This window comes from Devosia sp. ZW T5_3 (assembly GCF_044987315.1).
In the GTDB taxonomy this organism is placed as follows: Bacteria; Pseudomonadota; Alphaproteobacteria; order Rhizobiales; family Devosiaceae; genus Devosia.
In genome coordinates this window covers 100168-125691 of sequence record NZ_JBJDRE010000015.1, presented here as the reverse complement: position 1 = coordinate 125691, position 25524 = coordinate 100168, and the positions used below count along the sequence as shown (strand labels likewise).

29 protein-coding genes and 1 tRNA gene are annotated in these 25524 nt (G+C 63.3%); 16 read left to right on the top strand and 14 right to left on the bottom strand.

Translation table 11 applies throughout. The features are described 5' to 3' along the window. Window positions 1-114: 114 nt before the first annotated feature. Together ACI3KW_RS18325 and ACI3KW_RS18320 are read right to left on the bottom strand one after the other, a co-directional pair. A complete protein-coding gene (locus tag ACI3KW_RS18325; RefSeq protein ID WP_404849283.1) occupies window positions 115-1263 on the bottom strand; it encodes an ABC transporter ATP-binding protein in 1149 nt (382 codons plus the stop codon). A 158-nt stretch (window positions 1264-1421) separates the two neighbouring features. After that, complete coding sequence (locus ACI3KW_RS18320; protein ID WP_404849282.1) at window positions 1422-2513, bottom strand: polyamine ABC transporter substrate-binding protein; 1092 nt, start codon at window positions 2511-2513, stop codon at window positions 1422-1424. Between the two features lie 444 nt (window positions 2514-2957). Here ACI3KW_RS18320 and ACI3KW_RS18315 point away from each other — a divergent pair, with 444 nt between their 5' ends. From ACI3KW_RS18315 to ACI3KW_RS18290, 6 genes are all read left to right on the top strand, one after another. Continuing rightward, window positions 2958-3905 (top strand): pseudouridine-5'-phosphate glycosidase, encoded by a 948-nt coding sequence (locus ACI3KW_RS18315; protein WP_113119939.1) that lies wholly within the window; start codon window positions 2958-2960, stop codon window positions 3903-3905. After that, window positions 3902-4786 carry a carbohydrate kinase family protein gene (locus ACI3KW_RS18310; protein WP_404849281.1) on the top strand — a complete coding sequence of 295 codons (885 nt, stop codon included), beginning with the start codon at window positions 3902-3904 and terminating at the stop codon, window positions 4784-4786. The genes ACI3KW_RS18315 and ACI3KW_RS18310 overlap by 4 nt, the downstream gene beginning before the upstream one ends. 95 nt (window positions 4787-4881) lie before the next feature. After that, window positions 4882-5385 carry a hypothetical protein gene (locus tag ACI3KW_RS18305; protein WP_404849280.1) on the top strand — a complete coding sequence of 168 codons (504 nt, stop codon included), beginning with the start codon at window positions 4882-4884 and terminating at the stop codon, window positions 5383-5385. After that, a complete protein-coding gene (locus ACI3KW_RS18300) occupies window positions 5382-5744 on the top strand; it encodes a DUF1304 domain-containing protein (RefSeq protein WP_404849279.1) in 363 nt (120 codons plus the stop codon). Before ACI3KW_RS18305 ends, ACI3KW_RS18300 begins: the two co-directional genes overlap by 4 nt. After that, window positions 5741-5944 (top strand): hypothetical protein, encoded by a 204-nt coding sequence (locus tag ACI3KW_RS18295; RefSeq protein WP_404849278.1) that lies wholly within the window; start codon window positions 5741-5743, stop codon window positions 5942-5944. Before ACI3KW_RS18300 ends, ACI3KW_RS18295 begins: the two co-directional genes overlap by 4 nt. Before the next feature lie 60 nt (window positions 5945-6004). Further along, window positions 6005-6748 (top strand): 2-keto-4-pentenoate hydratase, encoded by a 744-nt coding sequence (locus ACI3KW_RS18290; protein WP_404849277.1) that lies wholly within the window; start codon window positions 6005-6007, stop codon window positions 6746-6748. 166 nt (window positions 6749-6914) lie between these two features. Here the strand turns inward: ACI3KW_RS18290 and ACI3KW_RS18285 are convergent, their stop codons facing one another. Further along, on the bottom strand, window positions 6915-7682 hold the full coding sequence (locus tag ACI3KW_RS18285; protein WP_262171212.1) for a FadR/GntR family transcriptional regulator: 768 nt from the start codon (window positions 7680-7682) through the stop codon (window positions 6915-6917). Between the two features lie 150 nt (window positions 7683-7832). Here ACI3KW_RS18285 and ACI3KW_RS18280 point away from each other — a divergent pair, with 150 nt between their 5' ends. Then, on the top strand, window positions 7833-9233 hold the full coding sequence (locus ACI3KW_RS18280; protein WP_404849276.1) for a M20/M25/M40 family metallo-hydrolase: 1401 nt from the start codon (window positions 7833-7835) through the stop codon (window positions 9231-9233). 24 nt (window positions 9234-9257) lie between these two features. Here ACI3KW_RS18280 and ACI3KW_RS18275 read toward each other — a convergent pair whose 3' ends face one another. The 3 genes from ACI3KW_RS18275 to ACI3KW_RS18265 form a co-directional block, all read right to left on the bottom strand. After that, on the bottom strand, window positions 9258-9986 hold the full coding sequence (locus ACI3KW_RS18275; RefSeq protein ID WP_404849275.1) for an SDR family oxidoreductase: 729 nt from the start codon (window positions 9984-9986) through the stop codon (window positions 9258-9260). 35 nt (window positions 9987-10021) lie between these two features. Next, window positions 10022-10507, bottom strand: a complete 486-nt coding sequence (locus ACI3KW_RS18270; protein WP_113119931.1) for a VOC family protein — start codon at window positions 10505-10507, stop codon at window positions 10022-10024. A gap of 66 nt (window positions 10508-10573) precedes the next feature. Then, entirely contained in the window at window positions 10574-10762 is a 189-nt protein-coding gene (locus tag ACI3KW_RS18265; RefSeq protein ID WP_404849274.1) for a DUF1127 domain-containing protein, read from the bottom strand. Between the two features lie 190 nt (window positions 10763-10952). On the opposite strand from ACI3KW_RS18265, the gene ACI3KW_RS18260 reads away from it, so the two are divergent. Beyond that, entirely contained in the window at window positions 10953-11840 is an 888-nt protein-coding gene (locus tag ACI3KW_RS18260) for a transcriptional regulator GcvA (RefSeq protein ID WP_404849273.1), read from the top strand. A gap of 40 nt (window positions 11841-11880) precedes the next feature. Here ACI3KW_RS18260 and ACI3KW_RS18255 read toward each other — a convergent pair. Both ACI3KW_RS18255 and ACI3KW_RS18250 read right to left on the bottom strand, forming a co-directional pair. Beyond that, window positions 11881-11956, bottom strand: a tRNA-Ala gene (locus ACI3KW_RS18255). 56 nt (window positions 11957-12012) lie between these two features. Next, on the bottom strand, window positions 12013-13026 hold the full coding sequence (locus tag ACI3KW_RS18250) for an SDR family oxidoreductase (protein ID WP_404849272.1): 1014 nt from the start codon (window positions 13024-13026) through the stop codon (window positions 12013-12015). Window positions 13027-13095: 69 nt separating this feature from the next. Between ACI3KW_RS18250 and ACI3KW_RS18245 the strand changes: the two genes are divergently transcribed. Continuing rightward, window positions 13096-13650 carry a TetR/AcrR family transcriptional regulator gene (locus ACI3KW_RS18245; protein ID WP_404849271.1) on the top strand — a complete coding sequence of 185 codons (555 nt, stop codon included), beginning with the start codon at window positions 13096-13098 and terminating at the stop codon, window positions 13648-13650. Window positions 13651-13661: 11 nt separating this feature from the next. On the opposite strand, the gene ACI3KW_RS18240 is transcribed toward ACI3KW_RS18245, so the two are convergent. Then, a complete protein-coding gene (locus ACI3KW_RS18240) occupies window positions 13662-14468 on the bottom strand; it encodes a siderophore-interacting protein (protein ID WP_404849270.1) in 807 nt (268 codons plus the stop codon). 168 nt (window positions 14469-14636) lie between these two features. Here ACI3KW_RS18240 and ACI3KW_RS18235 point away from each other — a divergent pair, with 168 nt between their 5' ends. Beyond that, window positions 14637-15605: a zinc-binding dehydrogenase gene (locus ACI3KW_RS18235; RefSeq protein WP_404849269.1), complete on the top strand. Its 969-nt coding sequence runs from the start codon at window positions 14637-14639 to the stop codon at window positions 15603-15605. Between the two features lie 195 nt (window positions 15606-15800). On the opposite strand, the gene ACI3KW_RS18230 is transcribed toward ACI3KW_RS18235, so the two are convergent. Further along, window positions 15801-16709, bottom strand: a complete 909-nt coding sequence (locus ACI3KW_RS18230; protein WP_404849268.1) for a hypothetical protein — start codon at window positions 16707-16709, stop codon at window positions 15801-15803. A 23-nt stretch (window positions 16710-16732) separates the two neighbouring features. Next, window positions 16733-18049, bottom strand: a complete 1317-nt coding sequence (locus ACI3KW_RS18225) for an NAD(P)H-dependent oxidoreductase (protein ID WP_404849267.1) — start codon at window positions 18047-18049, stop codon at window positions 16733-16735. 65 nt (window positions 18050-18114) lie between these two features. On the opposite strand from ACI3KW_RS18225, the gene ACI3KW_RS18220 reads away from it, so the two are divergent. From ACI3KW_RS18220 to ACI3KW_RS18205, 4 genes are all read left to right on the top strand, one after another. Then, window positions 18115-18513 carry an STAS domain-containing protein gene (locus ACI3KW_RS18220; RefSeq protein ID WP_113119924.1) on the top strand — a complete coding sequence of 133 codons (399 nt, stop codon included), beginning with the start codon at window positions 18115-18117 and terminating at the stop codon, window positions 18511-18513. Continuing rightward, the gene (locus ACI3KW_RS18215) at window positions 18513-18881 is read left to right on the top strand and encodes a response regulator (protein WP_035097191.1); all 369 of its coding nucleotides are present in this window, start codon (window positions 18513-18515) and stop codon (window positions 18879-18881) included. Before ACI3KW_RS18220 ends, ACI3KW_RS18215 begins: the two co-directional genes overlap by 1 nt. A gap of 41 nt (window positions 18882-18922) precedes the next feature. Continuing rightward, entirely contained in the window at window positions 18923-21205 is a 2283-nt protein-coding gene (locus ACI3KW_RS18210; RefSeq protein ID WP_404849266.1) for a chemotaxis protein CheA, read from the top strand. A gap of 62 nt (window positions 21206-21267) precedes the next feature. Then, entirely contained in the window at window positions 21268-21753 is a 486-nt protein-coding gene (locus ACI3KW_RS18205; protein ID WP_052153076.1) for a chemotaxis protein CheW, read from the top strand. A gap of 57 nt (window positions 21754-21810) precedes the next feature. Here the strand turns inward: ACI3KW_RS18205 and ACI3KW_RS18200 are convergent, their stop codons facing one another. Beyond that, window positions 21811-22635: a helix-turn-helix domain-containing protein gene (locus ACI3KW_RS18200; protein WP_404849265.1), complete on the bottom strand. Its 825-nt coding sequence runs from the start codon at window positions 22633-22635 to the stop codon at window positions 21811-21813. 50 nt (window positions 22636-22685) lie between these two features. Between ACI3KW_RS18200 and ACI3KW_RS18195 the strand changes: the two genes are divergently transcribed. Then, a complete protein-coding gene (locus ACI3KW_RS18195; protein ID WP_404849264.1) occupies window positions 22686-23117 on the top strand; it encodes a VOC family protein in 432 nt (143 codons plus the stop codon). Here ACI3KW_RS18195 and ACI3KW_RS18190 read toward each other — a convergent pair. Beyond that, entirely contained in the window at window positions 23114-24460 is a 1347-nt protein-coding gene (locus ACI3KW_RS18190; protein ID WP_404849263.1) for a DHA2 family efflux MFS transporter permease subunit, read from the bottom strand. The two genes, ACI3KW_RS18195 and ACI3KW_RS18190, sit on opposite strands and share 4 nt — an antisense overlap. Before the next feature lie 85 nt (window positions 24461-24545). Between ACI3KW_RS18190 and ACI3KW_RS18185 the strand changes: the two genes are divergently transcribed. Further along, the gene (locus ACI3KW_RS18185; RefSeq protein ID WP_404849262.1) at window positions 24546-25166 is read left to right on the top strand and encodes a TetR/AcrR family transcriptional regulator; all 621 of its coding nucleotides are present in this window, start codon (window positions 24546-24548) and stop codon (window positions 25164-25166) included. A gap of 1 nt (window position 25167) precedes the next feature. Here the strand turns inward: ACI3KW_RS18185 and ACI3KW_RS18180 are convergent, their stop codons facing one another. Further along, on the bottom strand, window positions 25168-25518 hold the full coding sequence (locus tag ACI3KW_RS18180) for a winged helix-turn-helix transcriptional regulator (RefSeq protein WP_404849261.1): 351 nt from the start codon (window positions 25516-25518) through the stop codon (window positions 25168-25170). Between the last annotated feature and the right edge of the window lie 6 nt (window positions 25519-25524).

The following is a 25524-nucleotide window of genomic DNA, read 5'->3' as shown; positions in this document are numbered from 1 at the left end:
GGGTGGGGGTCCCTGTGGCCAGCGCAAGAGCCCGGCGACCCCCACCCCCGACCCCTGCCCTCAAGGGGGAGGGGAGGGATAGGGCCGCGATATTGCTGGCGTATTGAGGGACCATCATACCGTCAGCACCGAGCCGGAGCTGTCGCCCCAGGTGAGGTAGACAGTCTCGTCCCAGGTGATGGAATCGGGATTGCCGCGGACGGTGTTGGTCTGGGTGACGCGCAGGCGTTTGCCGCTCTCGAGCAGGATCTGGTAGACGCTCATATCGCCCAGATAGCCGATTTCCTCGACCATGCCCTTGGTGACATTGGCGTCGAATGGGGCGTCGGGCTTGTCGCGGCTCAGATGGACCTTTTCGGGGCGGATGGCCCACCACAGGATCTGGTCGGGGGCGCAATCGACGCCGTGGCCGACATAGATGTCGCAACCCAATTCTGCCGAGCGGATGCGCACATGGCCGGGTTCGTCTTCGGTGACGACGCCTTCCACCATATTGACCGAGCCGATGAAGCCGGCGACGAATTTGGAATTGGGGAATTCATAGATATCGGTGGGCTCGCCAATCATGGCGATTTCGCCCTGGTTCATCACCCCGATGCGGGTGGCGAGGCTCATCGCCTCTTCCTGATCGTGAGTGACCACGATGAAGGTGACGCCGAGGGTTTCCTGGATCTTGACCAGCTCGAACTGGGTTTCCTCGCGCAGCTTCTTGTCGAGCGCGCCGAGCGGTTCGTCGAGCAGCAAAAGTTTGGGGCGTTTGGCGAGGGCGCGGGCGAGGGCGACGCGCTGGCGCTGGCCGCCCGAAAGCTGGTGCGGCTTGCGCTTGCCATAATCCTGCAGCTTGACCAGCGTCAACAGCTCGGCGACGCGGTCGGCGATTTCGGCGGGCGGCAGGTGATCGCGCTTGAGGCCATAGGCAATGTTCTGCTCGACATTCATATGCGGGAATAGCGCATAGGACTGAAACATCATATTAATGGGGCGGTTATAGGGGGCGACCCCGGTCATATCCTGGCCGTCGATTTCGATACTGCCCGAGGTGGGTTCCTCAAAGCCCGCCAGCATGCGCAGCAGGGTGGACTTGCCCGAGCCCGAACCGCCGAGCAGGCAGAACAGTTCGGATTTGTAGATATCGAGCGAGACGTCGGAAACGGCGGCAACGTCGCCGAATTTCTTGGTGACGTTCTTGATGCGCACGAAGGGTTTTGCGCTGGGGTCGCGCCACGGACGCGTATCGATAGCCAATTGGGGCTTTTTAGCCATGTCGGTCCCTAGCAATCCTATCAGTAGACCTCATCCTGAGCCCGTCGAAGGACGAGGTCGTGACTGGATGGTGCCACGCCCTCGCGGTTCGACAGGCTCACCATGAGGGCTATTGGTGGGTCAAAGGTGGAAGGGGCGGCTGGTGCCGCCCCTTGGTATTACTGGCCGGTTTTGATGCGGGTCCAGGTGCGGGTCAAGGTTTCTTCGAACTCGGGCGTATGCGCCTTCATCACGAAGGCCTTGGCGATGGTTTCAGCCGGCGGGTAGATGCCGGGATTGTTCTTGACGTCGTCGTTGACGAACTCGGTCGCCTTGAGGTTCGGATTGGCATAGAAAACGTAATTGGTGATCGCTGCCACGACCTGGGGTTCAAGAATGTAGTTGATGAACTTGTGGGCGTTATCCGGGTGCGGCGCGTCAGCCGGGATGGCGAGGAAGTCGAACAGGGTCGCGGCGCCTTCCTTGGGGATGACGTAGCGGACTTCGACGGGCGTTGCGGCATTGGCGCCGGCATCGATCGACTGGAAGATATCGCCCGAATAGCCCAGGGCCACGCAGGTTTCGCCATTGCCCAGATCGTCAATGTACTGGGACGAGTGGAAGTAGCGGATATAGGGCTTGATGCTGGTCAGCAGCGCTTCGGCCTTGGCAAGGTCGTCTGCGCTTTCCGAGTTCGGATCAAGACCCAGATAATTGAGCGCAATGCCGGTGACTTCGGAGGGGCTATCGAGCAGGCTGATGCCGCAGGACGCGAGCTTTTCGGCATATTCGGGCTTGAAGATCAGGTCCCAGCTGTCGGTCGGGGCGTCGGCGCCCAGGATTTCGGTGACCTTGGCGACATTGTAGCCATAGCCGATCGTGTTGATCATATAGGGCACGGCATGGGCATTGTCGGGATCCTGCTCGGCGGCAGTCGTCATCACCGCAGGATCGAGATTGCTGAGGTTGGGCAGCTTGGATTTGTCGAGCTCAAGGATCAGGCCGGCCTGGATCTGGCGCTCGAGGAAATTGCCCGAGGGGACCACGATGTCATAGCCGGAATTGCCGGCCAGCAGCTTGGCGTCGACGATCTCGTTATTGTCGTAGACGTCGTAATTCACCTTGATGCCGGTTTCGGCCTCGAAATTGGCGATGGTGTCTTCGGCAATATAGTCGGACCAATTATAGACGTTGAGAACGGCTTCTTCCTGGGCCAGGGCCGGGGAAGCCACCATGAGTGCCCCCAAGGCAAGTGCGAGCGTCTTGTTCATCTGCGGTGAGCTCCTGTATTTTTGGTTTTTTGGTCTGTTCTGGTTTTGCCATGCCCAAGGCGCGGCAAGCTTTTTGTCACGCCTGGGGCGTGTGGCTGCGCGGGCTCATCTGGGAGACCCCGATGCGCAAGCGGAAAACGGAACGGCATATATGCGGAAAGAGCGCTGAAAAGCGCTGGCGGACTTGGCTGTGCCGGGCCCGGAGCGGGGCGCGTATCGATCGGCGCCAGAGGCGCAATCAACAATGATCGTCTGCAGCGAAGTGCCCTTTCCCGCTGGATTTATGAGGGCAACCTAGAGCCAAATCACAGGAGCGACAAGCGGTTTTGCCCCGTCTTTCCGCGTTGTTTTGCCGGGGGTTGACGCCCCGGCGTCTGGCGGCGCACAACCCCGGGCAACAGGCGCCCGCAGGCGGCGCAGATCGACGCAGTACGGAGGCCGCTCATGAGCGCCAAGGCTTATCTTTCCATCAGTGCAGACGTGAAGGCCGCGCTGAAGGCCGGCAAGGCCGTGGTGGCGCTGGAATCCACCATTATCACCCATGGCATGCCCTATCCGCAGAATCTCGAAATGGCCAAGAATGTGGAGGCAGTGGTGCGGGCGCATGGCGCGGTGCCGGCCACGATCGCCATCATGGACGGGCGGTTCTGCGTGGGTGTTTCGGGGGAAGACCTGGAGCGGCTGGCGCTGGAAGGTGGCAAGGCCGCCAAGGCGAGCCGGCGCGATGTGTCTTCGCTCCTCGTCAAGGGTGCCATTGCGGGCACGACCGTTGCCACCACGATGCAGATTGCGGCGCTGGCGGGCATTCATGTGTTTGCCACCGGCGGCATTGGCGGGGTGCATCGCGGCGCCGAGGACACATTCGATATTTCGGCTGACCTTGAGGAATTGAGCCGCACGCCGGTGGCGGTGATCTGCGCGGGGGCCAAGTCGATCCTTGATATCGCCAAGACGCTCGAAGTGCTCGAAACCAATGGCGTGCCGGTGATCGGCTATGGCACCGACGAGTTCCCCGCCTTCTGGGCGCGCAAGAGCGGGCACAAGGTGGATCACCGCTTCGACAATGTCGGGGACATTGCCAAGGTGGTGGGCATGCAGACCGATCTGGGCATGGGTGGCGTATTGATCGCCAATCCGATCCCCGAGGCCGATGAACTGGATGCGGCCTCGATCGAGGCGCGGATTGCCGAGGCCATTCGCGGCGCGGAGGCCGAGGGCGTGAGCCGCAAGGAACTGACGCCATTCCTGCTCAAGCGCATTTTCGAATTGACCGAGGGCAAGTCGCTGGTGGCGAACATTGCGCTGGTCGAGAACAATGCCAAGGTCGCGGCGCAGATCGCGGTGGCGCTGGCAGCGCGTGAAGTCCCCCAGCCGGGCCTGCGCCGCGCATGAGTGCAAAAGTCCTCGTCGTCGGGGATGTGATGACCGATATTATCGTGGTGCCCGAAGGCCCGATCGTCAAAGGATCGGACCGGCGGGCGCAGGTGCGCCACCGGCCCGGCGGGTCGGGGGCCAATCAGGCGGTGTGGCTGGGCGCCATGGGCGCCGACGTGGTATTTGCCGCGCGGGTCGGGGCGGACGATCTGGGCCGGCTTGAGGATTATTTCCGAGGGCGCAGCGTTGTGCCCATGCTGGCGGCGGATGCCGATTTGCCCTCGGGCGTGCTGGTGACCATGGTCGATCCGGATGGGGAGCGCAGTTTCCTCACCGACCGGGGGGCCAATCTCAATCTCTCCTCCGACGATCTGCCGGCAACGCTGCTCGATGGCGTCGGGATGGTGATGGTGTCGGGCTACAGCTTTTTTGCCGAGCGGCCGCGGCTGGCGGTGCAGGGTCTGTTGGCAGAGGCCAAGGCGCGGGGGATTGCGGTGGCGATCGATCCGGCCTCGGAGGGGTTTCTGGCCGAGGTGGGCGTCGAGCGGTTTATCGAATGGACGCGTGGTGCCGATTGGCTGTTTGCCAATGAGGATGAGGCTGCGGCGCTGTGCGGGGCAGCTGGGTTCGAAGCCTGCGTGGTGGCGCTGGGTGCGCATTACCAGCGCGTGGTGCTCAAGCGGGGCCGCCACGGCGCAGCCCTTGGTGGGCGCAATGGGGTGGAACTGACGCTGCCGGCACAGGTGGTCGAGATGGTGGATTCGACGGGGGCGGGGGACGCCTTTGCGGCCGGGTTCGTCGCGGCGCTGCTGGAGGGGGATGACACGACAAGCGCCATGGGCAAAGCTATCGCGGCGGGGGCAAAAGCGGTGCAGTCGATTGGCGGTCAGCCCGGCTGAGAACCCGCCTTGTTTGGGTCGCAATCGGCATGGCAAAACTGTGCATGAGCGTGCCGGGAATTGGCGGCTTGAGGGATTTGAGGAGCTTGAGTTTGATGAAGCGGTTTTTGATCGGGGCGAGCCTTGCGGGGATGCTGGCGGCGACGCCGGCGCTGGCCGATGGCAAGATCTATGTGCAATTGCCCGATCTGTCGGGCATTACCGGCACTGAGGCAGAGGAATTTCTGCATCAGGTGGTGCTGGCCAATATCGTGTCGTCCAATTGCGTGGGCTATGAGGTGAGCGAAGAGGATTGGTCGCTATTGACCGATTCCGCCGACATTCTGAGCCATCAGATGGGGCTGACCACCGACCAATATGTCGAGACCTACGAGACCCCGGCCTTCAATGCGCTGGATGAAGCGGGCACCTGCGAGATCGAGGGGCCGACGGTGGAGCCGATCCTGCAGCGGCTGGTCGAGCTGGGCGGTTCGCGCGATCCCCTGCCCGATCAGGAGGCCGCCTATATCGAGTGGCGTGCCTTGCAGGATTATTGGGATGCAGGCGGGACCGGCATGCCGCCAGCAGTTGAGCCTACCGGCAAAAGCAAAACCAAATGAGTTTTATCGCTCCCCTTCTCGTCGCGCTGGTGGCGCTGATCCATATCTACATTCTCGTGCTCGAAATGTTCTTGTGGACCAGGCCGCAGGGTCGCAAGGCCTTTGGCAGCACGGCGGAATTTGCGGAGCAGACCAAGGTGCTCGCGGCCAATCAGGGGCTGTATAACGGCTTCCTGGCCGCGGGGCTGATCTGGGGGCTGTTGCAGCCCGAGCCGGGCTTTGGCTGGCAGATCCAGCTGTTCTTTTTGGCCTGCGTAGCGGTGGCCGGGCTTTATGGCGCGGTGAGCGTGGGGCCGAAAATTCTACTGGTGCAGACCGTGCCGGCGGTGCTGGCGATATTGGCTTTGATCTTTTTGTGAGGCCGGGGCTGGAAGAGATCGAGGCGACGGTTCGGCGCATGGAAGAGCGCTATGCCGGCTCCCCGCTCTTTCCGACCTATCTTGCGCTGTGCCGGCGTTTCGAGGCCGATCTGGCCGACCCGCGTGACCTGGCGCTGGCGAAATCGGCAGCGTTGATGCTGATCAGGCAGGTAGATGGCATTGCGGCAGATCGGCCCTAATTGACCACGAACTGCGAATGCCCGACGTTGATTTAAACCATAGCTTAGACTGGATTTTTGATGACTTCCGAATTGACTGACTTGTTGCTGGCTGCCCGCCGTTCTGGTGTGGCGGTCGATCCGCTGGATCCGGCCTTGGTGCCGGCCAGTGTCGAGGTGGCCTATGCGGTGCAGAATGAAATCGTTGCGGCGCTCGGGCCGGTCGGAGCGTGGAAGGTGACGCCCAAGCCGGCTGATGGGCCGTGCTTTGCCGCGCCGATCCTCAAATCGGGCGTCTATCAATCGGGGGCGACGCTCAAGGCGGCCGACCTGCCGGGGATCGGCATCGAGGTCGAAGTGGCAGTGACCATTGGCCAGGATTTGCCGGGCAAGCCGGGCGGCTATGGGCCACAGGATATCAAGGCGGCTTTGGCCAGTATTCACATTGCCATCGAAGTGCTGGCGACCCGCTACAAGGACCGCAAGGCGGTGCCGCAATTGGCGGGCATTGCCGATCTGCAGAGCAGCGGCGCGGTAATCGTCGGCCCGCCGGTGCCGGCTTCGAGCCTGCCCGAATTCGGCCAGCAGGCCATGGCGCTGGCCTATGACGGGATCGAGATCAAGACCACGGCGGGCAATGCCGACACGGACAATGTGCTGGCGGCACTCGCCTGGCTGGCCGATCACGCTGCAGCGCGCGGATTGCCGCTGACGGCGGGAACAGTGGTGATCACCGGCGCGCGGATCGGGCCAGCCGATGTGTCCGCCAAGCTGGTCAGCGCCGAAGCGCCGGGGCTAGGCCGGGTGGCGTTCAACCTGGTCTAGGGCCAATCGACATTCAGCTGATGCTGGCCTGCAAATGGCGGTTTCTGCGCTTCCGGTGCTCACGTACGCAAAGTACGCTGCGCTCCGGTTCTCAAAAACCGCCATATTCGCTGGCGCGGACCTTCGGTTCGGCTCAGCCTGAGTGAATGTCGATTGGCCCTAGGTCCTAGCGCGTCTGCAGCCGCTCGGCCGCTCGCGTAAAGCCTTCGGTGATCACCGCCTTCATGGCGTCGCGAGCCTCTTGCGGCGCGCCGGCAGCGATGGCCTGGGCAATGCGGCGATGCGAGCGGACGGCGGCTTCGAGCGCGCCGGGCACCATGATGGGCGAGCTGATGGTGAAGGAGGCGGTCAGCGCCAGTTCCACCAAAGCCGAGATCGAGGCCATGAAGGGATTGGCCGAGACCAAGGCCACGGCGCGGTGGAACTGCAGATCGTAGCGGGCAAATTCCTCGGGCGTTTCGGCGGTGCCCATCTGGTCGGCCAGCTCGAGCAGGTCCTGTGCCTGTTCCGGGTTGCGCCGTTCGGCCGCCAGAGCCGCCGCCTCGATTTCGATGCCGATGCGCACTTCGGAGAGGCTGCGCAGAAAGGTGACATCGGGGCCCAGTTCGAAATGCCAGGCCAGCACATCGCTATCGAACAGGTTCCAGCGGCCGCGCGGCAGCACGCGGGTGCCGATGCGGGCGCGGGCCTCGATCATGCCCTTGGCGGCAAGGCTCTTGAGCGCTTCGCGCAGCACGGTGCGGGAGACGCCAAATTCGGCAAGCAATTCGCTGTCGGCAGGCAGGATGGAGCCTTCGGCATAGCGGCCCGAGACGATGGCGAGGCCCAGCCGCCACATCACATCGGAATGCAGATTGCGCGAGGGCCGGCGGCCGGACAGGGCCGCGATCAATTCGCCCGAATGCCGCGCCACGCTCGCATTGCTGTCTTTCACCGCAAAGGTCTCCCAGACCCGTTCTGGGCCAGAAGGCCAAACTAGTCGGGGCGCATTAGTAGTACAATAGCAGCAGCGGCGATGAGGGTGGACAGAAGCGGGGCGGCTGCGCCATGGTCGCGCCCGAATCTTTTCGATCGGAATATTGCCATGACCAGCCAAGCCAGCCTCGACGCCGTTCTCGCCCAGGTGGATGCCGGGCTCGATGAGAGCCTGGAACGGCTCAAGGCGCTGCTGCGCATCAAGTCGATTTCCACCGATCCGGCCTTTGCGGCCGAATGCCAGCGGGCGGCCGACTGGATCGTGGGGGAATTGAGCGGGCTGGGCTTTGACGCCGCCGCGCGGCCGACGCCGGGGCACCCGGTGGTGGTGGCGCATGGGCCGGCGGCCGAGGGCCCGCATGTGCTGTTTTACGCCCATTATGACGTGCAACCGGTCGATCCGCTGAACCTGTGGCATACCGATCCATTCGAGCCGGTGCTCAAAGACGATGCGCAGGGGCGCAAGATCATCGTGGCGCGCGGCGCCTCGGACGACAAGGGCCAGATGATGACCTTTATCGAAGCCTGCCGCGCCTGGAAGGCGGTGACGGGCTCCTTGCCGGTGCAGGTTTCGCTCATGCTCGAAGGCGAGGAAGAAAGCGGCGGCAAGAATCTGCCGCCCTTTATGGAAGCCAACAAAGCCGAGCTGGCGGCGGCCGATATTGCCCTGGTCTGCGACACCGATATGTGGGACCGCCAGACGCCGTCGATCACCACCATGCTGCGCGGGCTGGTGGCCGACGAGGTGGAAATTACCTGTGCCAACAAGGACCTGCATTCGGGCATGTTCGGCAATGCGGCGCGCAATCCCAATCAGGTGCTGGCCGAAATTATCGCGAGCCTCCGTGCCCCCGACGGCAGCGCGACCCTGCCGGGCTTTTACGACGACGTGGCCGAGATTTCCCCGGAATTGCGGGCGCAGTGGGACGGGCTGGGCTTTGACGAAAAGGCGTTTCTGGGCGAGGCGGGTCTATCGCTCAAGGCGGGCGAGCAGAACCGCAGCGTGCTCGAAATGCTGTGGTCGCGGCCGACCTGCGAAATCAATGGCATGATCGGGGGCTATACCGGGGACGGCTTCAAGACCGTGATCCCCGCCAAGGCCAGTGCCAAGATTTCCTTCCGCCTGGTTTCGAACATGGACCCGGCCAAAATCCGCGCCGCCTTCCGCAAGCATGTGGAGGAGCGCGTGCCCGCCGATTGCTCGGTCAAATTCACCCCGCATGGCGGCTCCCCCGCCATTACGGTGCCGGCCGACGGCAAATATCTGCAGCGGGCGCTGACGGCGCTGTCGGGCGAATGGGACAAGCCGGCAGTGATCACCGGCGCAGGCGGTTCAATTCCGGTAGCGGGCGATTTCAAGAAGATTCTGGGCCTCGATACCCTGCTGATCGGCTTCGCCCATGTGGACGACGCGATCCATTCGCCGAACGAGAAATATGATCTCGAAAGCTTCCACCGGGGGATTCGCGCCTGGGTGCGGGTGCTGGCGGGATTTGCGGCGGGGAAGTAGGGCTGCCCCGCCAAGGCTCCGGATTTAAATCAGGTTGTGGCCGCCATCGACGCGCAGGGTTTCGCCCGTCGTGACGTTGCTTTGCATGAGGTAGATATAGGCGGCGGCGACGTCTGCGGCAGTGGGGATTTTTCGCGCCGGCAGGCGGGCGGTCATGTCGGCGAAATAGCCGGCCTTGGCGTCGCCCAGGATGTCCCACATCGGGGTATCGACCCAGCCGGGCGACACGACATTGACCCGGGTGGGCGCGAGCTCGAGCGCCAGGGCGCGGGCGAAATAGCTGAACGAGCCGGCAATGGCGGAGACCACCGAGCCGCCGGGAACAGGTGGCTTATCCTTGTTGATCCCCGAGGTGAAGGTGATGGAGCCGCCGGGGCGCAAGCCCTGCACGGCGTATTTGGCAAGTATGATGGCGCCGATCAGCTTGTTGTCGACAAAGGCGCGCATGCCCGCCATGTCGGTTTGGCCGATGGGATCGCCAGGTGGCAAGGTTCCGGCGGTCGATACGAGGTGATCGAAAGCACCGACCTCCTCGAACAGACGGGCAATGTCGGCTTCCGCCGTCATGTCGGCGGCAATGGCCTTGACGCGATCGCCGCCATTGAGGCTGCGCTGGGCGGCCTGCAGTTTGTCAGCCGAGCGGGCGGTGATCACGATATTGGCGCCGCTGTCGAGCGCGGCCCGGGCAATGCCCAGGCCAATGCCCGAGCTGCCGCCGACAATGATGATGGTCTGGTTCACGAGCGTTTCCATGAAAGGCTCCTTGTCAGGATTGGGGGTTTCGGGGATCACGCCTGACCGGCATAGGCGGCTTCGAGATCGGCGATGATGATCTTGTGCATGCCGTACATGGCCTGGCGAACCCGGTCGGCTTTGGCGCGATCGGGATCGGAACTGAGCCGCGGCAGGGCTTCGGGAATGACCTGCCAATAGACACCGAACTTGTCGGTGAGCCAGCCGCAGGGTTGTTCGCGCCCACCGCCAGCGGTGAGCGCCTGGTAGTAATAGTCGGTCTCGGCCTGGTCCTGGGTCTCGATGTAAAGCGAGAGCCTGGTGTTGAAGGGCGGCTGCGGCCCGGCATTGAGCGCGGTCAGATGCAGGCCTTCCAGCTCGAAATCGAAAGTGGCGTGAGGCACCGTCTTATTGGTTCCCGCTACCCAATCGGTGAGTTCGGTGGTGTGCAGCGCCTTGCTGTTCTTGAACACCGAAAGATAGAAATCACGCGCCTGCTGCGCGTCGGTGTTGAACCAGAGGAAGGGATGGATCGTCGCCATGTTCGTTCTCCATTTGGTGTGTGGCACGGCCCCTGCGGCGATCCGAGGCGCCGTGGACTGGGGGGCTCAGCGATAGTCGGAGGGGCGATAGGCCGCGCCGTCCCAATCGCGTTCGAAGCCCATGTCGGCGAGTTCGTGATTGGAAAAGCGGGCAAATACCCGCTCGGTCTGGCGCCGGCTGCGCGCAGCCCGGATACGGCCGCTCATGCCGGCCAGGACGTGGGTGACGGACGCAAATGCATGTTTGGTGCTCATGATCGTCTCTCCTTTGATCTCAAAAATGGCCTTGTGGCCGATGTAAGCAGGAGCAACAGTCACATCAGTTTGCTGGTGCAAGGTGGTGAATGACTGGCTACGACCCAGAGAATGGCGCTTTCTGGCCTGGACGACAAACGAGTTATCGGCGACAATCTGTGAGTAGAACTCACAGATTGAGGAGATGCACATGGCGCGGAAATTGCCGCTTCTCACGGCCCTGCCAAGCTTTGAGTCGGCGGCGCGACTGCTGAGTTTTTCCAAGGCCGCCGATGAGCTGCATGTCACCCATGGCGCGATCAGCCGGGCGATCAAGAATCTGGAGGACCAGCTGGGCGTGCAGCTTTTCGAGCGCGGGACGCGATCAGTGAGCCTGACGGCGGTGGGCGAGCCCTATGCGCGGGCGGTGCGCGAGACACTGGAGCAATTGGCGGCCGCCACCGCCGCGGCGACGGCGCGCTATTCGAGCCCGACCTTGAATGTGAGCACCTCGGACGGCTTTGCCGGGCGGTGGCTGGTGCCGCGCCTCTACCGTTTTCACCGCGCGCATGGCGACATCGATGTGCGGGTTTCAACCAGCGGCAAGCTGACCAATTTTCTGGGCGACGGGATCGATGTGGCCATTCGCTATGGCGGCGGCAATTATCCGGGGCTGACGGCGGAGTTCCTCACTGGCGAGGAGGTGTTCCCGGTATGCAGCCCAAAGCTGCTCGAGGGACCGCACCCGCTCCGCACGCCGGATGATCTCAAGCATCACACGCTGATCCATGACAGCTTCCCGATCGATTGGGCGCGTTGGCTCGGCAGTGCGGGGGTAGAGGGCGTCGACCCGCATGGCGGGATCGCCTTTGACTCAGCCACCTTTGCCATGGAATCGGCCGCACAGGGGGAGGGGGTAGTGTTGGGACGAACCATGCTGGTCGCCGCCGACCTCGCCGCCGGCCGGCTGGTACGCCCCTTCGCGTACGCCCTCAAGTCACCCTCCAGCTTCTATCTGGTCCACCCACCCGCCGCGATCCGCCAGCCCAAAGTCCGCGCATTCCGCGACTGGCTGCTGGCAGAGGTCAAACAGGGATAAGGGGGCCGGGTGCGCAGCGGTGGCGCTGCAAGAGCCGGAATGGTGGAGCTGAGCGGGATCGAACCGCTGACCTCGTCATTGCGAACGACGCGCTCTCCCAACTGAGCTACAGCCCCGTTCCGACCCCGTGTTGATAGGACAATATTTGGGGTTTGGGCAAGGGGTGGTTTGGCTAAACCAGCCCGTGCTCCACGAGGCTCTTGCCGGTGGCGATGGCGGCTTGCTGGACGCCGATCAGCGGGCGGCCGAGGCGGGTGGGGGCGCGGTGGGTGTTGAAGCGCTTGGGGGTGCCCAGTTCGGAGACATTGTCGCCGATGTCGCGGTTGAAGAGGCCGACAATGCGCACCAGCCAATCGGGCAGGGTGCGGGTTGGAATGCGGCGGTTGGGGAAGGCGGGTTTGAGCAATTGGCCGAGTTGGGCCATGGAGACGGTTTCCACGGCTGCGACGCAGCGCTGGCCGCCGGCGGCCGGATCGGTCATGGTGGCGATGTGGAGGGCGGCGACGTCGCGCACATCGACAATGGCGATGGAAATGGCCGGCACGGCGGGCAATTTGCCGTCGAGCAGGAGCTGCACCATCACGGCGGAGGTGCCGGGGTCTTCGTCGAGCAGGGGGCCAAGGATGGCGGCGGGATTGATGACGGCCAGATCATCGTGCCGGTTGGCGGCGTCGACCAGCGACCAGGCCTCGCGCTCGGCCAGGGTCTTGGAACGCGGATAGGCGGGGGTCTGCGGGCTATCGAGATCGGTCCAATCGGCTTCGGTCAGCAGGCGATCGTAATTGGCGTGGCCATATTGCATGGCGGCGATGGAGGAGGTGAGCACGATGCGCTCGACATTGGCGGCGAGCGCGGCGGTGATGGCGCGGCGGGTGCCTTCGACGGCCGGCCGGATCAGATCATCGGGGTCCTTGGGCGTGCGCAGCACAAAGGGGGAGGCGGTATGTTGCAGATAGCGGCAATCGGCCATGGCCGCGTCCCAGCCATCGTCCTTCAGCAGGTCGAGGGCGACGAATTCGAGCCTGGTGATATCAGCACCGGCCTTCAGCAGCGTCTGGCGCACCTTGTCGGCCTTGTCTAGACTGCGCACGCTGCCGCGCACCGTATAGCCGGCGGCGAGCAATTGCAGGGCGATATGGCCGCCTAGAAATCCGGATATGCCAGTCAGAAGGACGCGGTCGGACATTGATTTTCTCCAATGGAATTGAACGAAAGATATGTTAATCGTTCAATTCGTTCAAGTGTGGACCGCAAAATGAATCTGCCCATGCCCGATCGGGTGGCCGAAAAGCGCCAGCGCATGCTGGTCGCGGCGCGGGATTTGTTTCTGCGCAATGGCTTGCGCGGCACGACAATGGAGGCCATTGCGCGGGCGGCGCATGTGGCCAAGCCGACGCTTTATGCCCAGTTTGCCGACAAGGACGCGGTGTTCAACGCTCTGGTCGAGACCATGGCGGGGGAAATCCATCGAGCCATCGATGGGGGGCTGGCGAGCGAGGGCCCGGCAGCGGTGCGGATCGGGCGGGCGCTGGCCGATAAATATGAGCTGATGCTGCATTTGCTCGATGGCTCGCCCCATGCCGAGGAGATTTACACCGAACAGGCGCGCCAGCCGGCACAATACCAGGCGCTCGACCAGGCGGTGGAGGACAAGTTCACCGCCGTGCTGGACGAGGCGGGGATCGCGCAGCCGCGGGATCTGGCGCGGCTGGTGATTGCGGCGGCGTCGGGAATCGGGCGGAGTTATCGCGACGAGGCGAGCTTGCGGGCGGCGATCATGGTGCTGTGCGAGCGGGTGATCTTGGCGTAGCGGGTACCCGCTCAATGTGCCTCGTGAGCGTCGGCTACCCCGAGCAGCCAATAGCCCGCGGCCTTGACCCATTCGGGATTGAAGCCGCGCTCCTCGGTGAGGTGGGTGCGCACGGCTTTGCTCATCGAGCTTTCGCCGGCGATATAGGCATAGGCGTCGCCGGGCGGAAATTCGATCTCGCGCAGGGTGTCGAGGATAAGGCTCGTGGTGCCGGCGGGCTGGCCGTTGCGGTGCACGTAATGGAGGACGAGATCGGCCTCGGTCTCGAAATGCTGTTCTTCGGCGAGGCTATCCACCTCGATGACAGCGACGATCTTGGCGCCGGCGGGGAGTTCTTCGATGCGGCGGCCGAGAGCCGGTAGAGCGGTTTCGTCGCCGGCCAGCAGGTACCAGTCGAAGGCCGCGGGGATGACGAGCGAGCCGCGGGGGCCGCCGATGACCAGCTTGTCGCCCAGGGCGACTTTGGCGGCCCAGCTCGAGGCGGGGCCATCGCCATGCAGCACGAAATCGAGCACCAGCGTGCCGGCGGCCACGTCGAAATAGCGCGGGGTATAGTCGCGCATTTCGGGCCGCATGCCCTCGGGAAATTCGGCACCGCGCGGCCCGATCGGGGCCAGCATGGGCGCGACGCCCTCGGGAAAGAAGAAAGCCTTGATGTGGTCGGCGTGACCGGCTGAGGCAAAGCTCTCCATATCGCCCTTAAGCGTGATGCGGCGCATCAGCGGGGTAATGTCGGTGACATCGATCACCTCGAGCAGGCGCATGCGGGTTTCGTGCCGGACGCGTTGCGGGGCGCGGGCATCGGTGAGGCTGGACATGGCTCGTCTCGTGTATTCCTGAATAAACTAGTCAGGATTTATGCCAAGTGCGGGCGGCGATCAAGTCACGTGCTGGAGACCGCAATGGTGCGGCATGGTGGCCTGTGCCATTGTCGCGCCAGTTTGCCGGCCTAAATTGGCGGCTTTGATAAAGACAAGGTTGATCAGATGCGTAGCGTGGTATTCGAGAAATATGGCGTGCCCGAGCAGGTGCTCAAGGTCGGGCAGCGGGACAGACCCGTGCCAGGCGCCGGACAGGCGCTGGTGCGGATGTCGCTGTCCCCGATCCATAACCACGATCTGATGACGGTGGCGGGGCTTTATGGCGTCAAGCCGCCGCTGCCCTGGGTGGGCGGCACGGAAGCTGTCGGCGTGGTCGAGGCGCTGGGCGAGGGTGTGAGCAATCTCAAGGTCGGGCAGCGCGTGGCCGGCGGGGCGAGTCAGACCTGGGCAGACTATTATCTGGTCGAAGCGGCGCGGGTCGTGCCGGTGCCCGATGGGGTGAGCGACGAAACGGCGTGCCAGCTGGTGTCGATGCCGCTCAGCGCCAAGATGATCATTGCCGATCTGGGCATCCAGAAGGGGCAATGGATGGTGCAGAATGCCGGCAATGGCGCGGTGGGGAAGCTGGTGGCGCGATTTGCCGCCGAGCAGGGTATCCATGTGGTGAGCCTGGTGCGGCGCGACGAGACGGTGGCGGAACTCGCGGCTCTGGGCATGAACACTGTGGTGTCCACCGCGAACGAAGATTGGCAGGAGCGGGTCAAGGCTTTGACCGGCGGGGCTGATATTGTGCGCGGGCTGGATTCGCTGGGCGGCGACGGGCCTGAGCAATTGTTTTCGGTGATGGCGGATGGCAGCGAATTGGTCAATTTCGGTGCCATGACGGGGCGCCCGCTGCGCATCACGCCGGCGTCCTTGCTGTTCCGGCAGATGAAAGTGCGCGGCTTCTGGGGCATGAAGCCCAATCTGCCCGCGGCCGATATCGGGCGCATGCTGGGCGAACTGGTGACGCTCGCGGCCAGGGGTGAATTGGATCTGCCGGTCGATGGCGTGTTCGACCTGGAGCAGATTGCCGAGGCGGTGAAGGCCAGCGACGAGCCAGGCCGCAAGGGCAAGGTAGTGTTGCGGGGGTAACGGTTAGAGAGCCGCGATCCAATTCCCTCCCCCTTGTGGGGAGGGCTAGGGTGGGGGTGTAGCGCCATCCATGAGCTTTATGCCGGTGGAGGGCTCGACACCCCCACCCTCAATCCCTCCCCTCAAGGGGGAGGGAGGTCAGCTTTTTCGCATACGCGAAAAAGCGGGGATCGGGGGCTCGCGGCTGCCGGTCGTCTACTCGGCCGGCAATTCCTTAAACTCGGCGCTGAGGTTGAATCTGGCGAGCAGTTCCAGCAGCCCCACCATGTCGTCATTGGGGGCGACCAGGCTTTCAAACGAGACCGGGGCGCCGATCGGGGTGATCTCGAACTGGTAGAAGCCGTTGGGCTTGGGGAAATCATTGACGAAGCGGGTCAATGCGGCCTTGGAGCTGGCGTTGATCTGGCTCTCGGGCTGCGCCTCGATCAGCGCGATGATGGTTTTCTGCGTGGCGGCAATGGCGGGGCGCGGGTCCTCGTCATAGGGCAGGTTACCCACGAGGACCGGGACCGCGAAGGCGGTGAAGAGGCCGCGATTGTCGAGCGTCAGGCTGAGCTTTTCGACATTGCCGCGGAGGTAATCGGTAGGCTCGGCGGGCGCATCGGGGATGTCGCTCACGCCGGCGAGCCGGGCCTTGATTGTGAGGCTGCCCAGCGCGGGCATGGTCATGCTGAGATCGTCGAGGTCGAAATCTCCGCTCGCTTCGTCCCAGGAATAGGCCAGGTGCAGGTCGAACGGGGCCTGTTGGGTTTCCAGGATATAGGCGGTCAGGGGGCTCTCGTCCATTTCGGGCGAGACACGGATATTGGTGACGCTCAGCTCCAGCCTGGCCGGGCGGCTATGGCCGGCAATGGCGCCGAACAGGTCGTCAACTTCCAGCGTGATCTGGCCAATGGCCGTGCGGGAATAGGAGGCGCCGAAATAGGTATTGGTGATGATGCAGCCGGTCGCCGTGTCCGCGATGCGGGTCTCGGGGCCGCGCGTCAGCATGCCCAAAGTATCGAACAGGCTCGTGCAGTCGGTGGGCACGGGCTCCTCGACCTGCGCCCAGGCGGGAGCGGCCAGCAGGGCAAGCGCGAGCGGGGCGAGGGCAAGAGGGCGCATCGGAATACTCCAGTCGGGCGGGATCAGATCAGGCCCAGCATCTTGTCCTGCAATTGGCGCAGGGCGAAGAGGCGGGTGGATGTGTCGGGCTGGCTGTTGGCGGCGGTGAGCAATTCGCCCTTCTTGACGGGCGCGGTGACCTTGCCACCTTCGAGCAAGCCGACGGGAACGGCCTTTTTGGCGCGGGCATCGCCCACGGTCATGGTGAAGGAGCGGTAGCAGGTTTCCCCGATGGCGTCGTAGGTTTCACCCACGGCCAGGTCGCGCTTGGCGACGGCGCAGACCTCGGCGACAGGATTGGGCAGGGGCACCATGTCGGGCTTGCCCTGCAGCATGATGCGCGCGGCAGTGAGCGGGACTTCAAGGCTGGTCAGGTGATAGGGGCGGAAGAACGCATAATAGGGCCCGTGCCCGATATGGAGATCATCCATGCGCTCGATGATGCGAGGATGCTCGGGCTTGACGATGACGAAGACGCCGGGGGCGACGCCTTTGCCGACGGTGAAATCCACCACGCCCATTTTGTTGAGAATGCCGCCATCGGATTTGGGGATCAGCACCTTGGCCATGTCGTCGCGGTCGGCGGCGGGGCCATGCATGCCGGGAACGTCGGGTACCAGCCCCGTGGCATTGGCGATGGCGCACATCTCAACCATGGTTTTACTGCCATCAACGAATTCGACCAGCATGCGCGGGTTCATATTGCGGCGGGTGGCTTCGTCCCGATAGTCGTCGGGCACGGCGTCATGCTTGAGCGGATTGTTCTTGCCCTTGCCGGCGGCAACGATGGGCAGGCCGAGCGCGGAAACGAATTCGATCAGTTCCATGCAGGAGCTGGGCTCATCCCCCGCGCCCACGGAATAGACGACGCCGAGCCGGTCGGCCTGGGCTTTGAGATAGGGGCCGATGGTGACGTCGGCCTCGACATTCATCATCACCAGATGCTTGCCGTGCTCCATGGCGAGCAGGTCGTAATCGGCGGCGACGCCCGGCTTACCGGTGGCGTCGATGACGACATCGATATTGGGGGTGGTGACCAGAGTTTCGGCCGAGGTGATGGCGATCTTGCCCGCTTCGATGGCCGCGGTCGCCTGGGTGGGACTGTCGGCGACCTTGCCCTTGGAATCCTCGCCATAGGCAATGGTCATGGCGTGCAGCGCCGTATGGGGGCGGCGGGTGGCGATGGCCGCCATTTCGATGCCAGCCATCAGGCTCATCTGGGTGACGAGGTCGGTGCCCATTTCGCCCGAGCCGATGACGCCGACGCGGATCGGCTTGCCAGTTTCAGCGCGGGCGGCGAGGTCGCGGGCCAGCCCGGTGAGGGCGATATTGGTGGTCATGGCAGTTCCAGAACAGGTTTACCCGATGGGTTATCCCCCTCCCGACCCATCCGGCAAGGGCATCAATGCCGCATTACGCCAGAAACGGGCGGGAACCGTTGATCCGCTTAGCACTTCTTAAACCGTTCCAAGGGAGACTGCGCATCGGAGAAGTACTCCGGGGGCAGTCAATCATCATGGTCAGCAAGGCCAAGAAAACCGTCGCTTTGCCTGCGGTCGTGGACCTGGACTCGCTTGATGCGATCCGGGACGGGCTGCTCGATGCCGTGGAGGATGGCTCCGTTTCTGTCGCAGCCGATGGGGTGCAGCGGGTATCGACCAATGCCCTCTTCATGCTGATCAGCGCCGCCGGGACCGCCCAGCGCAACAATTTCGATTTTACCATTTTGCAGCCGAGCGCGGCCATGACCGCAGCGATCGAGCGCCTGGGCCTTGGCGCCCAGTTCAAGGGGATGATGAGATAATGACGGCTTTGCGGGTTCTGACGGTCGACGATTCGCGCACGATTTTGGCCATGCTGCACCATACCCTATCCAATGCGGGGTTTGAGGTGCTGCAGGCCGAGGATGGCAAGCAGGGGCTCGACCTGCTCAAGACCCAGGATTTCGACGTCATCATCACCGATATCAACATGCCGGTGATGGATGGCATTGAATTCATCCGCCATGTGCGGGCCACCGGCCAGCACCAGAGCCTGCCCATCCTGATCCTGACCACCGAAACCAGCCAGGACAAGCGCGACCAGGGCAAGGCCGCGGGCGGCACGGGCTGGATCGTCAAGCCGTTCGACCCCGAAAAGCTGATCAGCGTCATCCATCGCGTCGTCCACTAGTTTTTATAAGCCGAGAACCCAGAAGGGTTGAATAAGCGCAGATGAGCGATCTCGACGACTTCAAGGCCACCTATTTTGACGAATGTTCCGAGCTGCTGACCGAGCTCGAGGAGCAATTCGCCGCCATCGAAGCAGGCGAGCGCGATGCCGACCGGCTCAATGCCGTGTTCCGCGCCATCCATTCGATCAAGGGCGGGGCCGGAGCCTTCGGCTTTTCGGCGCTGGTGGGCTTTGCCCATGCCTATGAAACGCTGCTCGATTATGTGCGGGACGGCCGCGTCGAGATGAGCGACGACGTCGTCACGCTGTGTATCCGCGCCAATGATATCGTGGCCGATCACGTCAAGGCGGTGCAGACCGGGGACGTGCTGCCGGCCGACTACGGCATGGACGAAAAGGCGCGGTTCGATGCGCTGGCGCGGGGCGATGTGGCTTCCGAGGATGACGAGGGCGGCGAGCCGATCGACGATTTCGACATCGAATTTACCCCAGTCATGGTCAATTTCGACGCTGCTGACGAGGAGCTAGCGAGCGACGCGTTCGACGCGCCGCCAATGGCTCCCGAGCCCGGGCATTGGGAAATCAATTTCAGGCCGCATCAGGCGCTTTATGCGCGGGCCAATGATCCACTGCTGCTGTTCCGTGAATTGGCGGCTTTGGGCGAAATGAGCGTGCGCGCCATTGTCGGCGACATTCCGCCGCTGTCGGATTTTGAGCCGTTTGCCGTCTATTGCTCGTGGGAGATCACCCTGATCTCGCCAGCGCTGACCGAAGCGATGATCCGCGAAGTGTTCGAATTCGTCGAGGGCGACTGCGATATTTCAGTGGTGCAGCTGGGCGCCGATATTGCGTTCGATCTGGCCGACACGGCGCCGATAACGGCACCCGAGCCGGGTCTTTCCGATCTCCTGGCGCTGGCCGATGACGAGGTCGAAGCCTTGCTCGATTTCGCGCTGGAGAGCCCGGCCGCTGCCGAGCCGGTTGCGGCGCCGGAACTGGTAGAGGAGACGTCGACGCTCAGTTTTGCCGCGCTGGCTGAAACGATCAAGCCGAGTGCGCCGGTGGTGGCGCGGCGGGCGCCCGAAGCGCTCAAGCCAGCGGCGACCGTGGCTGCCGATCCCGACGATACTGGCGCGCGCAGCGTTGGCGTGCAGTCGATCCGCGTCGATCTCGATAAGGTCGATCGCGTGGTCAATATGGTGGGCGAATTGGTCATCACCCAATCCATGCTGACCCAGCAGATGGATGAGACGCTGCGTGCCCGCTATACCGAATTGGTGCGCGGGCTCGAGGTTCTGGCCCAGACCACGCGCGGTCTGCAGGATTCGGTGATGGCGATCCGCGCCCAGCCCGTCAAATCGGTATTTTCGCGCATGCCGCGCCTGGTGCGCGAGCTGGCGCAGAAGACGGGCAAGAAGATCAAGCTCGAGACCATTGGCGAGAACACCGAAATCGACAAGACGGTGATCGAGCAGCTCAGCGATCCATTGACCCATATGGTGCGCAATTCGGCCGATCATGGCATCGAAACGCCGGATAAGCGCGCGGCGCGCGGCAAGGGTGAAATCGGCACGATCCGACTCAGCGCCGAGCAGGCCGGCGGCAATATCCTGATCATCGTCGAGGACGATGGCGGCGGCATCAATCGCGAGCGCGTGCTGCAGGTAGCGCGCGACAAGGGCATTGTGGCGCCGGACGTTAATCCGAGCGACGAGCAGATCGATCAGCTGATCTTTGCGCCGGGCTTTTCAACGGCCAGCGAAGTCAGCGACATTTCCGGCCGCGGCGTCGGCATGGATGTGGTGCTGTCCAATATCAAAAAGATTGGCGGCTCGGTGCATGTGCGGAGCTGGACCGGCAAGGGCACGCGCATGACGCTGCGCCTGCCGCTAACGCTGGCGGTGCTCGATGTGATGCTGGTCAAGGTCGGTGATTCGCCCTACGTGGTGCCGCTGTCCTCGATCGTAGAAACCATTCAATGCTCGCGCGCCGCCTTCGAGCGGGTGCCGAGCGGTGGCAAGGTGCTGCAGGTGCGGGGCGAATATGTGCAGGTCATTGACCTGGCCGAACGCTTTGCCCTCAACACCCAGACCGAGGCGGATAACCGCTTCGTCGTGCTGTGCGAGGCCGAGGGCAGCCACAAGGTGGCGCTGATCGTCGATGACATTATCGGCCAGCAGCAGGTTGTGATCAAATCGCTGGAAGAGAATTTCGAACGCGTCGAGGGCATTGCCGGCGGCACGATCCTGGGCGACGGCAATGTCGCGCTGATCGTGGACGTGCAGGGGCTCAAGACCACGTTGATGCATAAAACCGCAGCCTAGGCTGCCCGGAAAACTGTCAGTACTGCGTAGCCATCCAGAAGGACGGCAGAAAGGCAAAAACCATGGAAGCGCTCGGGCTTCGGGACGATATCGGCGACAAGACCCTGGCCGCCCACAATAGCCTGCAATTGATCGCCTTTTCGATCGGCGAGCAGACCTATGGGGTTGAGATCACCACAGTGCGCGAAATCCGCGCCTGGAACGGGGCAACGCCCCTGCCCAATACCCGCGAATTCGTGCGCGGCGTGATCAATCTGCGCGGCACGATCGTGCCGATCTTTGATCTGCGGGCCCGCTTTGGCGATGGCCAGACCTCGCCCACCAAGAACCATGTCGTGGTGGTGATGAGCGTGGGCGATAAATGGGTCGGCATCCTGGTCGATGCGGTGAGCGATATCCTGACCGTTTCGCGCGATGACATCCACAATGTGCCCGAAGGCAATTCCATCGACACCGAATTGCTCAATGGTATCGTGACCCATGACAGCCGCATGGTCGGGCTGATCGACCTGCATGCCGTGGTGTCGGGCGCCAAGATGGACGCCTAAGGCGTTCAGCAGAATTGGAATGCAAAAGGGCGCCCCGTGGCGCCCTTTGTTTTTGGCTCAGGGCGAGCGGCTGGTCCAGAGTTTGTATTGGGTGGGTGTGCGGCCCAGGGCTTTTTTGAAATGGGTATTGAAATGGGCCTGGCTGGCATAACCCAGATCATAGGCGATGGCGGTCCAGTCGGGCTTGGCGGTGTCGCGGATCTGCGCGGCGGCGGCCAGGAGCCGGTGGCGTTGCAGCAGCCATTTGAGGCCGATGCCAAGATAGTCGCGGAATAATTGCTGCACCCAGCGTTCGCTGCGCTCGAATTCTGAGGCGAGGGCGGCGACGGTTTGCGGGCCGTCTGCGGTTTCGATGGCGGCGATGATCTGGTTGATCAGCTCGATATTGGGATCGGGCTGCGGTTCACGGGTGCGGAGCAGGGCAGTGAGGGCCACTACGGCAGCTTCGTCATCGAGCGACGAGACGCGGGCGAGATAGGCGGCGTCCGCTTCGGGGAAGGCCTGTTGCAGGTCGGCGACTTGGTTTTGCAGTTCGGCGAGAGCGCCGGGCCAGAAGGCATGGAAGGCGCCGGGGCGGAAGCGGGCGCCCACGATCCGGCCGGTGCCGGCGGCCAGATAGGTGCGGCGGCCGCTGAAGGTGCCCTGGATGCCGGACTCCTGGGGCGAAATGAAGACATCGACATAGGGGCGATGCATGACTTCTTCGGAGCCATAGCTGTCCACTGTCGCTTCCCAACTGATGATCCAGAAATGCTCGATGAATGGAGCCAGATCAGGCGGCGGCGCTTCGGTGCGGAAATCGACATGACGGCGAAAGCCGAGCGGATCGAGCCGGCCGCGCGCTTCATATTGGTCTGCGGGTTTATGGAATACTTCGCGCATGCCCGGTCGCATTGTGAGGGGGTCAACAACACTTAGACGGGAACACGGAAATGACGAACACGAATTTTCTGCGCGGCATGGCCACGGTGAATTTCTGGGCCGATGATGTGGCGGCAGCGCGCGACTGGTATGCCAAGCTCTTTGGCGTCGAAGCTTATTTCCAGATGCCCAATGCGCAGAACCCGGCCTATATCGAATTCCGCATTGGCGATTATGAGCACGAATTCGGCATTATCGACCGCAAATATGCGCCGGGCCAGATGCAGCCCGGCCCGGGCGGCGCCATCGTGTTGTGGCAGGTCGATGACATTGGTGCGGCCTTCGAGCGGCTGATTGCGGCGGGTGCAGTGGAGTATGATCCGATCACCAAACGAGGCGAGACGGGCTTTGTCACTGCCTCCGTCATCGACCCGTTCGGCAATGTGCTGGGGATCATGACCAATCCGCACTACACCCAGATTTTGAGCAAGCTGACCGCCTAAATGGTCTTGACCTTGGCGAGCCAGGTGCCGGCCAGCGCGATCGCGGCGGCGGCGACTATGGGGGCGGCGAAGGGCAGAGTGCCGATTGCCGCCGTCCAGGCGGTGCCGCCCATCAACAGCACCAGCACGGCCACGCCCAGCGCGCCGCCCAATTGCAGCACGACGAAGAGGATGGTGCTGCCGGCATTGACCAGATTGGGCGGCAAGGCACGATACATGGATGAGACGCTGGGGCTGGCAATGGCGCCCAGGCCGATGCCGATAGTGAGCGAGAGAGCGGCAAACAGCGCCAGAGGCGTGGTGGGGCCGGTGGTCAGCAGCACGCCGAAGGCAAGGAGGGTGAGGCTCGCCCCGGCCCAGACGATGCGACGGGCGTCGAAGCGGTCGCTGAGCCAGCCGGCCAGCGGCATGACCACGAGATTGCCCATTCCATAGGGGATCATCAACAGGCCCGCGGACAGCGCATTGAGGCCGGCGACGCCCTGATAGAATTGCGGCAGGCCGAAGAAGAGCGGGAAGACGGCGGCGCCCATCATGGTCATGATGAAGACGGCTGGGGCAAAGCCTTTTGCCTTGAAGGCAGTGAGATCGACAATGGCCTGCTCGCCGCGCTTGGTGCCCCAGATGGCAAAAAGACCGAACGCGATGGCGCTGATGACCAGCATGGTGATGGCGAGCATGTCAAAGCCGGCCGGGGACGCGGCATGAGTGAGCCCGAACAGGCCTAGCGCGGTGGCTGTGGTGACCAGGATCAGGCCGACCAGATCGAGTTGGGAGGCTTGCGGCTTGGAGCGTTCGAGCACGAACCAGCTGCGGGCGAAGATGAGGGCGCCGAAGGCGGCCGATAGAAAATAGATCCAGCGCCAGCCCAGCGTGTCGACGGCGATGCCGCCCAAAGCCGGACCGGCCAGCGGGCCGATGGACATGACGGCGGAGGCAGCGCCCAGCACGCGGCCCATGCGTTGGGGACCGGCGGCCTGCGCCAGGACGGTCAGCATGAGGGGTTCCAATGCACCGCCACCGGCGCCTTGCAGCACCCGGGCCAGCGAGAGACTGATCACATCGGGAGCCATGGCGGAGGCGAGCGAGCCCAGGGTGAACAGCGCCATCGCCACCAGCCAGGTGTTGCGCATGCCGAAGCGGATGGCCGCCCAGCCGCCCAGGGGAATGGCGATGCCGGCGGCCAGCATATAGGCGGTGGTGACCCATTGGGCGGTGGCGATATCGGTGCCGAAATCGGCCACCAGATCGGGAATGGCGACGCCGGTGATTGTGGTGTTGAGCAGGGCCAGCAGACCCCCGGGCACGAGGACGGCGGCGAGACGGCTGACGGGTTGAGTCATTTGAACTATCTCATCTGGATTTTTGAACTCGTGAGTTTATTTAACGCTGGAGTATACATTTTGCAACCCCATGGTAAGATGCGGCATGGCTTCACTACCCAATTCACATGAGAGCAAGCAGGCCGCGATCCTGGTGGCGGCGCTGGATATCTTCGGGCGCGACGGTTTTGCTGACGGCAATGTCGATGAGATTGCCCAGCGTGCCGGCGTGGCCAAGCCCACCATCTATAATCGGTTCGGGGACAAAAGAGCGCTGTTTGTCGCAGCGATGAAGCTGGGCATGGCGCAGGCCAATGAGCGCGTCATGGCAGCGGTTCAGTCGATGAATCCGCGCCCCGCCGATTTGCGGGCCGAGCTTGAGGCGCTGGGCGTGGCTTTGGGAACGTGCATGACCTCAGCCGAAGGCGGGGCCATTGTGCGGGTGCAGGTGGCCGATGCGGCGCGCTTTCCCGAATTGGCTGGTGACAATCAACGCGAGCTGCATATCGATGCGCTGGCCGGCAAGCTGGCGCAGTTGATTGCCACGGGCCATTTGCGCATGGTCGATCCGCAACTGGCGGCGCGGCAATTCATGGTGCTGACAACCGCCGAAGCGCTTAACCGCAGCGGCTATGGCCGCAAGCCGCTACCGCGCCCGGTGCTGGAGGAAATCGTGGCCGCCGGGGTGGATACGTTCCTCGCAGCGTTCGGGGGGGACCGGGCCTAGCTCAGGCGATTTCGAGGGGCGCAGTGGCGGTCGTCTTGCTGGCTGGCGCAGCGGTCTGCCACCAATCGCCCAGGGCGTCGATCAATGGGACCAGCTTGAGGCCGGTTTCGGTCAGGTCGTATTCCACCCGCAGCGGATAGCCTTCAAACACTGTGCGACTGATAATACCGGCCTGTTCCAGCTTGCGGAGTTCCAGCGTCAGCATGCGGTGGGAAATACTGGGGTTGTCGCGCTGCAGATCGCTGAACCGCTTGGTGCCGTCCTTGAGATAATAGAGCAGCAGCGTGGGCCAGCGGCCGCTCAGCACGCGCATCACATCCTCGATTGGACAGGCGGAAACGAGGTCTTTCATCGGGGC

Bases quoted from the DNA above. Each gene is read 5' to 3' on its own strand.
- ACI3KW_RS18325 (WP_404849283.1), bottom strand. From the start codon at position 1,263: ATGGCTAAAAAGCCCCAATTGGCTATCGATACGCGTCCGTGGCGCGAC.
- ACI3KW_RS18320 (WP_404849282.1), bottom strand. From the start codon at position 2,513: ATGAACAAGACGCTCGCACTTGCCTTGGGGGCACTCATGGTGGCTTCC.
- ACI3KW_RS18315 (WP_113119939.1), top strand. From the start codon at position 2,958: ATGAGCGCCAAGGCTTATCTTTCCATCAGTGCAGACGTGAAGGCCGCG.
- ACI3KW_RS18310 (WP_404849281.1), top strand. From the start codon at position 3,902: ATGAGTGCAAAAGTCCTCGTCGTCGGGGATGTGATGACCGATATTATC.
- ACI3KW_RS18305 (WP_404849280.1), top strand. From the start codon at position 4,882: ATGAAGCGGTTTTTGATCGGGGCGAGCCTTGCGGGGATGCTGGCGGCG.
- ACI3KW_RS18300 (WP_404849279.1), top strand. From the start codon at position 5,382: ATGAGTTTTATCGCTCCCCTTCTCGTCGCGCTGGTGGCGCTGATCCAT.
- ACI3KW_RS18290 (WP_404849277.1), top strand. From the start codon at position 6,005: ATGACTTCCGAATTGACTGACTTGTTGCTGGCTGCCCGCCGTTCTGGT.
- ACI3KW_RS18280 (WP_404849276.1), top strand. From the start codon at position 7,833: ATGACCAGCCAAGCCAGCCTCGACGCCGTTCTCGCCCAGGTGGATGCC.
- ACI3KW_RS18275 (WP_404849275.1), bottom strand. From the start codon at position 9,986: ATGGAAACGCTCGTGAACCAGACCATCATCATTGTCGGCGGCAGCTCG.
- ACI3KW_RS18270 (WP_113119931.1), bottom strand. From the start codon at position 10,507: ATGGCGACGATCCATCCCTTCCTCTGGTTCAACACCGACGCGCAGCAG.
- ACI3KW_RS18265 (WP_404849274.1), bottom strand. From the start codon at position 10,762: ATGAGCACCAAACATGCATTTGCGTCCGTCACCCACGTCCTGGCCGGC.
- ACI3KW_RS18260 (WP_404849273.1), top strand. From the start codon at position 10,953: ATGGCGCGGAAATTGCCGCTTCTCACGGCCCTGCCAAGCTTTGAGTCG.
- ACI3KW_RS18250 (WP_404849272.1), bottom strand. From the start codon at position 13,026: ATGTCCGACCGCGTCCTTCTGACTGGCATATCCGGATTTCTAGGCGGC.
- ACI3KW_RS18245 (WP_404849271.1), top strand. From the start codon at position 13,096: ATGAATCTGCCCATGCCCGATCGGGTGGCCGAAAAGCGCCAGCGCATG.
- ACI3KW_RS18240 (WP_404849270.1), bottom strand. From the start codon at position 14,468: ATGTCCAGCCTCACCGATGCCCGCGCCCCGCAACGCGTCCGGCACGAA.
- ACI3KW_RS18235 (WP_404849269.1), top strand. From the start codon at position 14,637: ATGCGTAGCGTGGTATTCGAGAAATATGGCGTGCCCGAGCAGGTGCTC.
- ACI3KW_RS18230 (WP_404849268.1), bottom strand. From the start codon at position 16,709: ATGCGCCCTCTTGCCCTCGCCCCGCTCGCGCTTGCCCTGCTGGCCGCT.
- ACI3KW_RS18225 (WP_404849267.1), bottom strand. From the start codon at position 18,049: ATGACCACCAATATCGCCCTCACCGGGCTGGCCCGCGACCTCGCCGCC.
- ACI3KW_RS18220 (WP_113119924.1), top strand. From the start codon at position 18,115: ATGCCGCATTACGCCAGAAACGGGCGGGAACCGTTGATCCGCTTAGCA.
- ACI3KW_RS18215 (WP_035097191.1), top strand. From the start codon at position 18,513: ATGACGGCTTTGCGGGTTCTGACGGTCGACGATTCGCGCACGATTTTG.
- ACI3KW_RS18210 (WP_404849266.1), top strand. From the start codon at position 18,923: ATGAGCGATCTCGACGACTTCAAGGCCACCTATTTTGACGAATGTTCC.
- ACI3KW_RS18205 (WP_052153076.1), top strand. From the start codon at position 21,268: ATGGAAGCGCTCGGGCTTCGGGACGATATCGGCGACAAGACCCTGGCC.
- ACI3KW_RS18200 (WP_404849265.1), bottom strand. From the start codon at position 22,635: ATGCGCGAAGTATTCCATAAACCCGCAGACCAATATGAAGCGCGCGGC.
- ACI3KW_RS18195 (WP_404849264.1), top strand. From the start codon at position 22,686: ATGACGAACACGAATTTTCTGCGCGGCATGGCCACGGTGAATTTCTGG.
- ACI3KW_RS18190 (WP_404849263.1), bottom strand. From the start codon at position 24,460: ATGACTCAACCCGTCAGCCGTCTCGCCGCCGTCCTCGTGCCCGGGGGT.
- ACI3KW_RS18185 (WP_404849262.1), top strand. From the start codon at position 24,546: ATGGCTTCACTACCCAATTCACATGAGAGCAAGCAGGCCGCGATCCTG.
- ACI3KW_RS18180 (WP_404849261.1), bottom strand. From the start codon at position 25,518: ATGAAAGACCTCGTTTCCGCCTGTCCAATCGAGGATGTGATGCGCGTG.